Source organism: Halomonas sp. BLK-85, assembly GCF_044792155.1.
GTDB lineage: Bacteria > Pseudomonadota > Gammaproteobacteria > Pseudomonadales > Halomonadaceae > Vreelandella.
Genome location: NZ_CP087731.1, coordinates 2,836,275 through 2,849,488, shown reverse-complemented (window position 1 = coordinate 2,849,488; position 13,214 = coordinate 2,836,275). Strand labels below are relative to the sequence as shown.

The following is a 13,214-nucleotide window of genomic DNA, read 5'->3' as shown; positions in this document are numbered from 1 at the left end:
TTGCGGTCCCTGTGCCAGGCGTTCTGTCTGCAGGGCACCGTCAAAGACCGCAGGCGGTACGCGTCAAGCGTATCTTAATGATGAGAGTCACCTGCGCAGATGGTGTTGCCGCCAGTTGGTAGACGCTTTTTAGCTGAACCGATCTCTGGTGAGCACCATCCCTCAGGCTTCCAGCGTTATCACGGCGGGTAATCACGTCAGTGCGCTGGAAGAGATGGTAACCACCGGAACCTGCTTTCAGGTTTCGGCACGAAGGAGTGATCACTGTGCCACTAGCACTAGAAGGCAAGAAAGCGATTGTTGCCGAGGTCAGTGAAGCGGCTAAGGACGCACTCTCCGTCGTAGTTGCCGATTCTCGCGGTGTGCCGGTCAGCAAGATGACCGATCTGCGCAAGCAGGCGCGTGAGAATGGCGTTCAGGTACGTGTTGTTCGCAACACCCTGGCACGCCGTGCCCTCGAAGGTACTCAATGGGAGTGCCTGAATGAGAGCTTTGTAGGTCCTACCTTGCTGGCATTCTCTACTGATCATCCGGGCGCTGCTGCTCGTTTGTTCAAAGAGTTCGCCAAAAAGGATCAGAACTTCGAAGTTAAGGCACTGGCCTACGAAGGCGAGCTGATCCCGGCTGCTGACATCGACCGTCTGGCAAGCCTACCGACTTACGATGAGGCAATCGCCAAGCTGATGTCGGTAATGAAAGAAGCTTCCGCTGGCAAGCTGGTTCGTACCCTGGCCGCGCTGCGCGACCAGAAACAGGAAGAAGCCGCATAAGCCACGCTTTCTGTGGGCGGCATAGCGCTGCCTGTTACGAACAATGAACCCTGAGTTATCGGGTCACCGAGACTCCCGCAAAGTTAGGAATGAAACAATGGCACTGACCAAAGATGATATCATCAACGCCGTCGCTGAAATGTCTGTGATGGAAGTTGCTGAACTGATCGAAGCAATGGAAGAGAAATTCGGCGTTTCTGCTGCAGCAGCAGTGGTTGCTGGCCCGGGTGGCGGCGGCGAAGAAGCCGCTGAAGAGCAGACAGAATTTGACCTGGTACTGACCGCTGCTGGTGACAAGAAAGTTAACGTCATCAAGGCCGTTCGTGAACTTACCGGTCTTGGCCTGAAAGAAGCCAAGGGCGCTGTTGATGGTGCTCCGGCAACCATCAAGGAAGGCATGTCCAAAGACGATGCCGAAGCAGCCAAGGCTAAGCTGGAAGAAGCGGGCGCAAGCGTCGAGCTCAAGTAATCGATGGCTCGGGCTTTACGCGCTGCGTAAGCTTCCGCGGCTGGCGGCGGGAAATTCCCGCTGCCGGCCTTTTTCTGTTACAACAGCATTAGCGCTGTTGCAGCAGACGCGTCACTGATACGACAATGCATGAATATCAGGCGTCGTCATCATAACGCAACGAATTCTAGATTTTTGACGGCGAGCTTACCTTATGGTCGCTTGCTGTCTGCGTCTGAAACGCCCGCGGGGCAGATGACCACGCACCGGTCACCCATGGTGAACAAGCTGGGGAATACAGATGGCTTACTCATACACTGAGAAAAAACGCATCCGCAAGGATTTCGGCAAACTGCCCCAAGTAATGGATGTGCCTTACTTGTTGGCCATCCAGCTTGATTCCTATTACGGTTTTCTCCAGCAAGACCGCTCGCCCGACGAGCGGCACGAAGTGGGCTTGCACGCGGCGTTCAAGTCTGTGTTTCCCATCGAGAGCTTCTCGGGGAACGCGGCGCTGGAGTATGTCAGTTACCGCTTTGGCACGCCGGCATTCGATGTCAAGGAATGCCAGCTTCGTGGTGTGACCTATTCCGCGCCGCTGCGTGTCAAGGTTCGCTTGATTATTTACGATCGCGACTCATCCAACAAGGCGATCAAGGATATCAAGGAACAGGAAGTCTACATGGGGGAAATCCCCCTGATGACCGAAAACGGTACCTTCGTTATTAACGGTACCGAGCGGGTAATTGTTTCCCAGCTCCACCGCTCGCCCGGTGTGTTTTTCGATCATGACAAAGGCAAGAGCCACTCGTCTGGCAAGCTGCTGTATTCAGCGCGGGTCATTCCTTACCGTGGCTCCTGGCTGGATTTCGAGTTTGATCCTAAAGATAATGTCTTTGTGCGTATTGACCGTCGCCGCAAGCTGCCGGCCTCGGTGTTGATGCGCGCCCTGGGCATGAGTACTGAAGAAATCCTCAGCGAGTTCTTCGAGACCAGCAAGTTCCACATCGAGAAGTCCGGCTTTTCTGTTGAGCTTGTGCCTTCACGCCTGCGTGGTGAAACCGCGACCTTCGACATCAAGGATGCCGACGGTAGCGTGATTGTCGAAGAAGGCCGCCGAATCACCCAGAAGCACATTCGCCAGCTGGAGAAGTCCGGTCTGGAGCGTCTCGATGTGCCGATGGAATACCTGTTCGGCAAGACGTTGGCCAAGGATCAGGTTGATCGCAAGACCGGCGAGCTGATCGTTGCCTGCAACACCGAAATCACGCCTGAAGTGCTGGAAGTGATCGCTCAGGGCGGGATTACGGATATCGAAACGCTGTACACCAATGATCTGGACTGTGGTTCCTTCATCTCTGATACGCTGAAACTGGATACCACTGGCTCGGCCCTGGAAGCACTGGTTGAAATCTATCGCATGATGCGTCCGGGCGAACCGCCCACCAAGGATGCAGCAGAAACGCTGTTCAACAACCTGTTCTTCTCTGAAGACCGCTACGACCTTTCCAATGTTGGACGCATGAAGTTCAACCGTCGTCTGCGTCGTGAAGAAGATACGGGTTCCGGCGTACTGGACAAGAAGGACATCCTGGATGTCCTGCGTGAGCTGATCAATATCCGTAACGGCTTTGGTGACGTTGACGATATCGATCACCTGGGCAACCGTCGTATTCGCTGTGTTGGCGAAATGGCTGAAAACCAGTTCCGCGTCGGTCTGGTACGCGTTGAGCGCGCGGTTAAAGAGCGCCTTTCCATGGCGGAAAGCGAAGGCCTGATGCCACAGGATCTGATCAACGCCAAGCCGGTGGCGGCAGCGGTGAAGGAATTCTTTGGCTCCAGCCAGCTGTCCCAGTTCATGGATCAGAACAACCCGCTATCCGAGGTTACCCACAAGCGTCGTGTCTCTGCCCTCGGCCCGGGTGGTCTGACCCGTGAGCGCGCCGGCTTTGAGGTACGTGACGTTCACGCCACGCACTACGGTCGTCTGTGCCCGATCGAAACGCCGGAAGGCCCGAACATCGGTCTGATCAACTCACTGGCGACCTACAGCCACACGAACAGCTATGGCTTCCTGGAAACGCCATACCGTAAGGTGAATGCGGGTCAGGTGACCGACGATATCGTTCACCTCTCGGCGATCGAGGAGGGTGACTACGTCATCGCCCAGGCATCAGCGGGCGTGGACGAAACCAACAAGCTGAGTGACGACCTGGTTCAGGTACGCCACCGCGGTGAAACGACCTTCATGCGCCCTGAGCAGGTCACGCTGATGGACGTATCGCCACGTCAGGTGGTCTCCGTGGCTGCGGCCCTGATCCCCTTCCTGGAGCATGACGATGCTAACCGCGCCTTGATGGGTGCGAACATGCAGCGTCAGGCGGTTCCCACCCTGCGTGCCGACAAGCCGCTGGTAGGTACCGGTATGGAGCGCTTTGTTGCCCGTGACTCAGGTGTCTGTGCCGTTGCACGACGGGGTGGCGTAATCGATTCCGTTGATGCTCGTCGTGTGGTGGTACGTGTCAATGCAGATGAAATCATCGGCGGTGAAGCCGGTGTTGATATCTACAACCTGACCAAATACACCCGCTCTAACCAGAACACCTGCATGAACCAGCGCCCGATCGTGCGCCCGGGTGATGATGTGGCTCGTGGCGATATCCTGGCCGATGGCCCCTCTATCGATATGGGGGATCTTGCGCTTGGCCAGAACATGCGTATCGCCTTCATGCCCTGGAACGGTTACAACTTCGAGGATTCCATCCTGCTTTCCGAGCGGGTAGCCCAGGAAGACCGTTTCACCACTATCCACATTCAGGAGCTGACCTGTGTCTCACGGGATACCAAGCTAGGACCTGAAGATATTACTGCGGATATTCCCAACGTAGGCGAGTCGGCACTTTCCAAACTGGATGAAGCCGGTGTTGTCTACGTCGGGGCCGAAGTCGGCCCGGGAGATATCCTGGTCGGTAAGGTGACGCCCAAGGGCGAAACCCAGTTGACCCCGGAAGAAAAGCTGCTGCGTGCCATCTTTGGTGAAAAAGCCTCGGATGTGAAAGACACGTCTTTGCGCGCCCCGACCGGCATGATAGGGACAGTGATTGACGTTCAGGTGTTCACCCGTGATGGCGTCGAAAAGGACTCGCGCGCTATTGCCATCGAACAGATGCAGCTGGATGAAGTCCGCAAGGATCTGCAGGAAACCTACCGGATCGCTGAAGACGCCACCTTCGAGCGCCTCAAGCAGACGCTGGTCGGTCAGGTCGTCAATGGCGGCCCGCAGCTCAAGAAAGGTGATGTGCTCGACGATACCTATCTGGACGACTTGCCTCGTCAGGAATGGTTCAAGCTGCGCATTCAGGATGAGTCCTGCAATGAACTGCTGGCTCAGGCCGACGAGCAGCTTGAGAGCCGTCGCAAGGAAATGGACGAGCGCTTTGAAGACAAGAAGCGCAAGTTGACCCAGGGCGATGACCTCGCACCGGGCGTCCTCAAGATTGTCAAGATCTACATGGCCGTCAAGCGTCGCATCCAGCCAGGTGACAAGATGGCTGGGCGCCATGGTAACAAGGGGGTTATCTCGGCAATCATGCCGATCGAGGATATGCCGTTTGATGATAACGGCGAGCCGGTCGACGTTGTGCTGAACCCCTTGGGTGTTCCATCGCGGATGAACGTCGGTCAGATTCTTGAAACCCACCTGGGCATGGCTGCCCGCGGTCTTGGCATGAAGATTGATGCCATGCTGCGTGACGCCCGTGAACAGCAGGTAGCAGAAATCCGTGACTTCCTCGGCCAGATCTACAACACGCCGGGCACCCGTATAGAGGACATCAGTTCGCTGACGGATGAAGAAGTGATTGCGCTGGCGAAAAACCTCAAGGGCGGAGTGCCTATGGCAACGCCGGTCTTTGATGGGGCGCAGGAGCACGAGATCAAACACCTGCTGCGCCTGGCGGATATCCCGGATTCCGGCCAGATGACCCTTTATGATGGGCGTACCGGCGAATCCTTTGATCGCCCGGTGACCGTCGGTTACATGTACATGCTGAAGTTGAACCACTTGGTAGACGACAAGATGCACGCCCGTTCTACCGGCTCCTACTCACTGGTCACCCAGCAGCCGTTGGGTGGTAAGGCGCAGTTCGGTGGTCAGCGTTTCGGTGAGATGGAAGTGTGGGCTCTGGAAGCCTATGGCGCCGCGTACACGCTGCAGGAAATGCTCACCGTCAAATCGGACGACGTCGAAGGCCGCACCAAGATGTACAAGAACATCGTGGATGGCGACCACACCATGCAGGCAGGCATGCCGGAATCCTTCAACGTGCTGGTGAAGGAAATCCGCTCGCTGGGCATCGATATCGAGTTAGAGAGCTAGGAGCTGTCCAATGAAAGATTTGGTAAAAGTCCTCAAATCGCAGTCACAGACTGAAGAGTTTGACGCGATCAAGATTACTCTGGCGTCGCCGGACATGATTCGCTCCTGGTCGTTCGGCGAGGTGAAAAAGCCCGAGACCATCAACTACCGTACCTTCAAGCCGGAGCGGGATGGCCTGTTCTGTGCCAAGATCTTTGGTCCGGTCAAGGATTACGAGTGCCTGTGCGGCAAGTACAAGCGCATGAAGCACCGCGGCATCATCTGTGAGAAGTGTGGTGTTGAAGTCACCAAGGCCGCCGTGCGCCGTGAGCGCATGGGCCATATCGAGCTGGCTTCGCCGGTGGCTCACATCTGGTTCCTCAAGTCTCTGCCATCGCGTATCGGCATGTTCCTCGATATGACCCTGCGGGATATCGAGCGTGTGCTGTATTTCGAAAGCTTTGTGGTCATTGACCCGGGCATGACCACTCTGGAGCGTGGTCAGCTGCTCAACGATGAGCAGTATTTCGAAGCGCTTGAAGAGTTTGGCGATGACTTTGATGCCCGCATGGGTGCCGAAGCCGTTCAGGAACTGCTGAAGGACATCGATCTTGAAGAAGAGATCAATCACCTGCGCGAAGAGATTCCGCAGACCAACTCGGAAACCAAGATCAAGAAGCTTTCCAAGCGGCTGAAGCTGCTGGAGGCCTTCTACCATTCCGGTAACGCGCCGGCATGGATGGTCATGGAAGTGCTGCCCGTGCTGCCGCCGGACCTGCGTCCGCTGGTACCCCTGGATGGCGGCCGCTTCGCGACATCGGATCTGAACGATCTCTATCGTCGCGTGATCAACCGTAACAACCGTCTGAAGCGTCTGCTGGACCTCAATGCGCCCGATATCATTGTGCGCAACGAGAAGCGTATGCTGCAGGAAGCAGTGGATGCCCTGCTGGATAACGGTCGCCGTGGCCGTGCCATTACCGGTTCCAACAAGCGCCCGCTGAAGTCTCTGGCGGACATGATCAAGGGCAAGCAGGGACGCTTCCGTCAGAACCTGCTGGGTAAGCGTGTTGACTACTCAGGCCGCTCGGTTATTACCGTTGGCCCGACCCTGCGTCTGCACCAGTGTGGCCTGCCCAAGAAAATGGCGCTTGAGCTGTTCAAGCCGTTCATTTACTCCAAGCTGCAGTCGTTGGGCCATGCCTCAACGATCAAGGCCGCCAAGAAAATGGTGGAGCGCGAGTTACCGGAAGTCTGGGATATTCTCGCCGACGTTATCCGCGAACACCCGGTGCTGCTTAACCGTGCGCCGACGCTTCACCGTCTGGGTATTCAGGCGTTTGAGCCGCTGCTGATTGAAGGCAAGGCGATCCAGTTGCATCCCTTGGTGTGTGCCGCCTACAACGCTGACTTTGACGGCGACCAGATGGCGGTGCACGTTCCGCTGACCCTGGAAGCACAGCTTGAAGCGCGGGCCTTGATGATGGCCACCAATAATGTGCTGTCACCGGCCAACGGTGAGCCGATTATCGTGCCGTCGCAGGACGTTGTTCTGGGTCTCTATTACATGACCCGTGAGAAGATCAACGCCAAAGGCGAAGGCATGGTGTTGTCTGACCTCAACGAGGTAGAGCGTGCCTTTGGTACCCAGTCTCTGTCGCTGCATGCCAAGGTCAAGGTGCGCCTGGACGAAGTGGATGTGGACGAAGAGACCGGTGAGCGAACGTCTCACCGTCGTATCTACGACACCACAGTGGGCCGTGCCTTGCTGTTCCGCATCCTGCCTGAAGGCGTGCCTTTTGATCTGATCGATCGGCCGATGAAGAAGAAAGCGATTTCGCATCTGATCAATGAGGTGTATCGCCGGGCCGGTCTCAAGCCCACTGTCATCTTTGCTGACCAGCTGATGTATACCGGTTTCCGTCTCGCCACCTGGTCAGGCGCTTCCATCGGGGTCAATGACTTTGTCATCCCGGATGAGAAAGCCGCCATCGTGGATGGCGCAGAAGCCGAAGTTAAAGAGATCGAAGACCAGTTCTCTTCTGGCCTGGTAACCGCCGGCGAGAAGTACAACAAGGTGATCGACATCTGGTCCAAGGCCAACGATAAAGTTGCCAAGGCGATGATGAACGGTATCGAAAAAGAAACGGTCATTGATCGTGACGGCAACGAAGTGGAGCAGGACTCCTTCAACAGCGTCTTTATCATGGCGGACTCCGGTGCGCGTGGTTCGGCTGCCCAGATCCGCCAGTTAGCGGGTATGCGTGGCCTGATGGCCAAGCCGGATGGCTCGATCATCGAAACCCCGATCGTGGCCAACTTCCGTGAAGGTCTGAACGTACTCCAGTACTTCATCTCGACCCACGGCGCGCGTAAAGGCCTGGCGGATACGGCACTGAAAACCGCCAACTCCGGTTATCTGACCCGTCGTCTGGTGGACGTTGCCCAGGATCTGGTCATTACCGAAACCGATTGCGGTACTGATAATGGTCTGACTCTGCATCCGGTCATCGAAGGCGGTGACATCATCGTACCGCTGTCCCAGCGCGTGCTGGGTCGTGTGGTGGCGCAGGATGTCGTGGACCCGGCCACGGATGACGTGCTGATTCCGCGTGGTACCCTGCTCGATGAGAAGTGGTGCGACGCCCTGGACACCATGGGTGTTGACGAGATCATTGTTCGCTCGACGATTACCTGTGCCACCCCGCATGGCGTCTGTGCGTCCTGTTACGGGCGTGACCTGGCGCGCGGCCATCAGGTCAACATCGGTGAATCTGTCGGCGTCATTGCTGCTCAGTCTATCGGTGAGCCGGGCACCCAGCTGACCATGCGTACCTTCCACATCGGTGGTGCGGCCTCGCGGTCCTCAGCGATTGATAGCGTACAGGTCAAGCATGGTGGCAAGGTGCGTCTGCACAACATCAAGCACGTTGAACGTAACGACGGCAAGCTGGTTGTCGTTTCCCGTTCCAGTGCATTGGCCGTTGCTGATGACCACGGCCGTGAGCGCGAGTACTACAAGCTGCCTTACGGCGCTGAGCTTTCAGTGCGTGACGGGGATGTGGTGGATGCCGGTGCGATTGTTGCCAAATGGGATCCGCACACGCACCCGATCATTGCCGAGGTGGAAGGTCAGGCGCAGTTTGTTGACCTTGACGAAGGTGTCACCATGCACCGTACCGTCGATGAAATGACCGGTCTGTCGTCAATCGAGGTCATTGAATCTGCGGCGCGTCCCCTGGTGGGGCGTGACAAGCGTCCGATGATCATGCTGAAAGATGCCGCGGGTGAGTACGTCGCCGTTTCCGGCGCGAATACACCGGTTCAATACCTGCTGCCTGGCAAGTCGATCATCTCGGTCGATGACGGCGCCACCATTGGTGTCGGTGAGGTGGTTGCGCGTATTCCGGTTGAGGCGTCGGGTAACAAGGACATCACCGGTGGTCTGCCGCGGGTCGCTGACCTGTTTGAAGCGCGTAAGCCAAAAGAGTCGTCCATCCTGGCCGAAATCAGCGGTGTCGTCAGCTTTGGCAAGGAAACCAAGGGCAAGCGTCGTCTGGCCATTACCCCGGACGAGGGCGACCCGTTTGAGATGCTGATTCCGAAGTGGCGTCAGATTGCTGTTTTCGAAGGGGAGAAGGTCGAAAAGGGCGAGGTCATCTCCGATGGCCCCAGCAATCCGCACGATATTCTGCGTCTGCTCGGCGTCAGCGAGTTGGCCAAGTACATCACAGCGGAAGTACAAGAGGTTTACCGCCTGCAGGGTGTCGGCATCAACGACAAGCATATCGAAGTCATCGTGCGTCAGATGCTGCGCAAGGTTGAAATTGTCGACTCGGGCGATTCCGACTTTATCAACGGTGATCAGGCGGAACTGGTGCGTGTTCTTGAACAGAACGCGCGACTCGAGAAAGAAGGCAAGTTCCCGGCCAAGTACAGTCGTATGCTGTTGGGTATTACCAAGGCAAGTCTGGCAACGGAGTCGTTTATCTCGGCGGCATCCTTCCAGGAGACCACGCGCGTGCTGACAGAAGCCGCGGTGACAGGCAAGCGGGATTATCTGCGCGGCCTGAAAGAGAACGTAGTGGTGGGCCGCTTGATCCCGGCCGGTACCGGCCTGACCCACCACGCCGAGCGTCGTCGCAAGCGTGAAGACGTTGATCGCCTGTTCAATCCATCGGCTTCTGAAGTCGAGCAGGAACTGGGTGCTCAGCTGACCGCGCTGGATTCTGACGAAGAGCTCTAAACCTGTTGTGCCCGGGTTGGCCGTCAAGTTGCTCTTGACGTTGCCCGGGCATAACGATTAGAATGCGCAGCCTTCAATAGTGGGGCGGGTCCGCCCGTACCCACTGCAAGGCAAGGCAACCATTGGAGTCAGCTACAGCTATGGCAACGATTAATCAGCTCGTGCGCAAGCCGCGCAAGCGCCAGGTCACAAAAAGTGACGTGCCGGCGCTTCAGGCATGCCCGCAAAAGCGTGGTGTCTGCACCCGCGTTTATACCACAACCCCGAAGAAGCCAAACTCGGCTCTGCGTAAGGTCTGCCGTGTGCGCCTTACCAACGGTTTCGAAGTGTCTTCCTATATCGGCGGTGAAGGCCACAACCTTCAGGAACACTCAGTTGTCCTGATTCGTGGCGGCCGTGTAAAGGATCTGCCCGGTGTGCGTTATCACACCGTGCGCGGTGCTCTGGATACCTCCGGTGTTCAGAACCGTAAGCAGGGCCGTTCCAAGTACGGTACCAAGCGTCCCAAGTCGTAACGTCCTGCTGGCTGTGTCAGACAGGTAAAGCGGACAAGACGTAGTTTATTAAAGCGATAACTGAATTTTTGTTGGTCTGATAAGAGTAAGGTCGAGCGGTTGATGAGCAACGAGTCTCGAGTTTACCTGAAGGATCCTTAATTGAGGGCTTATCATGCCTAGAAGAAGAATTGCAGCAAAGCGCGACATCCTGCCGGATCCTAAATTCGGAAGTGAGCGCCTGGCGAAATTCATGAACCACCTGATGTTCAGCGGCAAGAAGTCCGTAGCTGAGCGCATCGTCTATGGTGCGTTGGACAAGGTTGCCGAGCGTAGTAAAGAAGAGCCGCTGGAAATCTTCGACAAGGCGCTGGAAACCATCCAGCCAATGGTCGAAGTCAAGTCGCGCCGCGTCGGTGGTGCGACCTATCAGGTGCCGGTAGAAGTTCGTCCGTCCCGTCGTCAGGCGCTGGCTATGCGCTGGCTGGTCGACGCGGCGCGTCGTCGCGGTGAGAAAACAATGGTGCAGCGTCTGGCGGGTGAAATGCTGGATGCCGCAGAAGGCAAGGGTTCTGCGGTCAAGAAGCGTGAAGACGTGCACCGTATGGCTGAAGCCAACAAGGCATTCTCTCACTATCGTTTCTAAGCTCGCTGCCTAGGCTGATGCTGAGTCATCTATGTACCAGGCGCCGTCATCTACTGGATGGCGGCATTGGTGTATAAAAATCAGCGGCAGTCAGTTTTCGAGCATCGCCAACCAACGGGAGCTACCACCGTGGCACGCAAGACCCCATTAAATCGTTACCGTAATATCGGTATCGTCGCGCACGTTGACGCGGGTAAAACCACGACAACCGAGCGTGTACTGTTTTACACCGGCCTGTCACACAAGGTGGGTGAAGTTCATGATGGCGCCGCTACCATGGACTGGATGGAGCAGGAACAAGAGCGTGGTATTACCATCACCTCGGCGGCAACCACCTGTTTCTGGCAGGGGATGAGCAAGCAGTTTGACGAACATCGTATCAACATCATCGATACACCGGGACACGTTGATTTCACGATCGAAGTCGAGCGTTCCTTGCGTGTTCTGGATGGTGCGGTTGTCGTTCTGTGTGGCTCATCCGGCGTGCAGCCGCAGACGGAAACCGTCTGGCGTCAGGCCAATAAGTATGAAGTGCCGCGCATGGTCTTCGTCAACAAGATGGACCGTACCGGCGCTGACTTCTTCATGGTGGTTGACCAGCTGAAAGAGCGTCTGGGTGCCAACGCTGTGCCTATCCAGATTAACTGGGGCACGGAAGAAGACTTCAAGGGCGTGATCGACCTCATCCAGATGAAGGCTATCCTGTGGGATGAAGCCAACAAAGGCATGAATTACGATCTCGTTGATATTCCGGCGGAGCTGCAGGAAACGGCAGAGAAATACCGCGAAGAAATGGTCGAGTGTGCTGCAGAGGCGTCCGAAGAGCTGATGGACAAGTACCTCGAAGGCGGTGAGCTGACCATTGAGGAAATCAAGTCCGGTCTGCGCACCCGTACCCTCGCCAATGAGATTGTCCTGGTGACCTGTGGTTCTGCTTTCAAGAACAAGGGCGTTCAGGCCGTGCTGGATGGCGTGATCGAGTACATGCCGTCGCCAACAGAAGTCAAGGCGATTGAAGGTGAGCTCGATGACAAGGATGGCACGGTAGAAACCCGTGAAGCAGACGACAACCAGCCGTTTGCTGCCCTGGCCTTCAAGATTGCGACGGACCCCTTTGTGGGCACCCTGACCTTTATTCGCGTCTACTCTGGCGTGCTGAATTCTGGCGACGGTGTCTTCAACTCGGTCAAGAGCAAGAAAGAGCGCGTCGGTCGTATCGTGCAGATGCACTCCAACTCGCGTGAAGAGATCAAGGAAGTGCGTGCGGGCGATATTGCTGCCTGTATCGGTCTGAAAGATGTCACAACCGGGGATACCCTGTGTGATATCAATAACAAGATCATCCTTGAGCGTATGGAATTCCCGGATCCGGTTATTTCCGTAGCCGTTGAGCCGAAATCCAAGGCTGACCAGGAAAAGATGGGTGTCGCTCTGGGCAAGCTGGCTCAGGAAGATCCGTCCTTCCAGGTGAAGACCGACGAAGAAACCGGCCAGACAATTATCTCTGGTATGGGTGAGTTGCACCTTGATATTCTTGTCGATCGCATGCGCCGTGAATTCAAGGTTGATGCCAACATCGGTAAGCCTCAGGTGGCCTATCGCGAAACCATTCGTGGCAGTGTCGAGCAGGAAGGCAAGTTTGTACGTCAGTCGGGTGGTCGCGGTCAGTATGGTCATGTGGTCATGCGCATCGAGCCTCTGACAGCCGAAGAGAAAGGCGAAGGAGATGATGAAATCTTCTTCAAATTCAATTCGGAAATTGTAGGTGGTGTGGTTCCCAAGGAATACATCCCTGCGGTGGAGAAGGGAGCCTACGAACAGCTCAAGAACGGTGTCATCGCGGGCTGCCCGATGATTGATGTCAAGGTTACGCTGTTCGATGGTTCCTACCATGACGTGGACTCCAATGAGACCGCGTTCAAGGTTGCCTCTTCCATGGCAATCAAAGAAGGCGCCAGGAAGGCCAAGGCCGTGTTGCTGGAACCGGTGATGAAGGTCGAAGTCGTGACTCCCGAGGACTTTATGGGTGACGTCATGGGCGACCTGAACCGTCGTCGCGGTTTGGTGCAGGGCATGGATGACTCCTCTTCAGGTAAAGTTATCCGTGCAATGGTGCCGCTGGGCGAGATGTTTGGTTATGCAACCGACCTGCGCTCACAGACCCAGGGCCGTGCGAGCTACTCCATGGAGTTCGCGAAATACGACGAGGCGCCCTCCAGCGTCGTAGAAGCCGTCATCAATCAAAACGGTTAA

7 protein-coding genes are annotated in these 13,214 nt (G+C 56.3%); all 7 read left to right on the top strand.

Annotated features, from left to right (window positions below):
- Positions 1-266 precede the first annotated feature (266 nt).
- The 7 genes from rplJ (at position 267) to fusA (ending at position 13,214) form a co-directional block, all read left to right on the top strand.
- Positions 267-770 carry a 50S ribosomal protein L10 gene (gene rplJ, locus LL947_RS12990; protein ID WP_290821507.1) on the top strand — a complete coding sequence of 168 codons (504 nt, stop codon included), beginning with the start codon at positions 267-269 and terminating at the stop codon, positions 768-770.
- A 97-nt stretch (positions 771-867) separates the two neighbouring features.
- Positions 868-1,239: a 50S ribosomal protein L7/L12 gene (gene rplL, locus LL947_RS12985; protein WP_171701696.1), complete on the top strand. Its 372-nt coding sequence runs from the start codon at positions 868-870 to the stop codon at positions 1,237-1,239.
- A 280-nt stretch (positions 1,240-1,519) separates the two neighbouring features.
- Positions 1,520-5,596 carry a DNA-directed RNA polymerase subunit beta gene (gene rpoB, locus LL947_RS12980; RefSeq protein ID WP_499833425.1) on the top strand — a complete coding sequence of 1,359 codons (4,077 nt, stop codon included), beginning with the start codon at positions 1,520-1,522 and terminating at the stop codon, positions 5,594-5,596.
- Positions 5,597-5,606: 10 nt separating this feature from the next.
- Positions 5,607-9,821, top strand: coding sequence for a DNA-directed RNA polymerase subunit beta' (gene rpoC, locus LL947_RS12975; RefSeq protein WP_404414441.1), 4,215 nt, complete (start codon positions 5,607-5,609; stop codon positions 9,819-9,821).
- 140 nt (positions 9,822-9,961) lie between these two features.
- Entirely contained in the window at positions 9,962-10,336 is a 375-nt protein-coding gene (gene rpsL, locus LL947_RS12970; RefSeq protein ID WP_290822962.1) for a 30S ribosomal protein S12, read from the top strand.
- Positions 10,337-10,490: 154 nt separating this feature from the next.
- Complete coding sequence (gene rpsG, locus LL947_RS12965) at positions 10,491-10,961, top strand: 30S ribosomal protein S7 (RefSeq protein ID WP_290822963.1); 471 nt, start codon at positions 10,491-10,493, stop codon at positions 10,959-10,961.
- Between the two features lie 129 nt (positions 10,962-11,090).
- Positions 11,091-13,214, top strand: a complete 2,124-nt coding sequence (gene fusA / locus LL947_RS12960) for an elongation factor G (protein WP_290822964.1) — start codon at positions 11,091-11,093, stop codon at positions 13,212-13,214.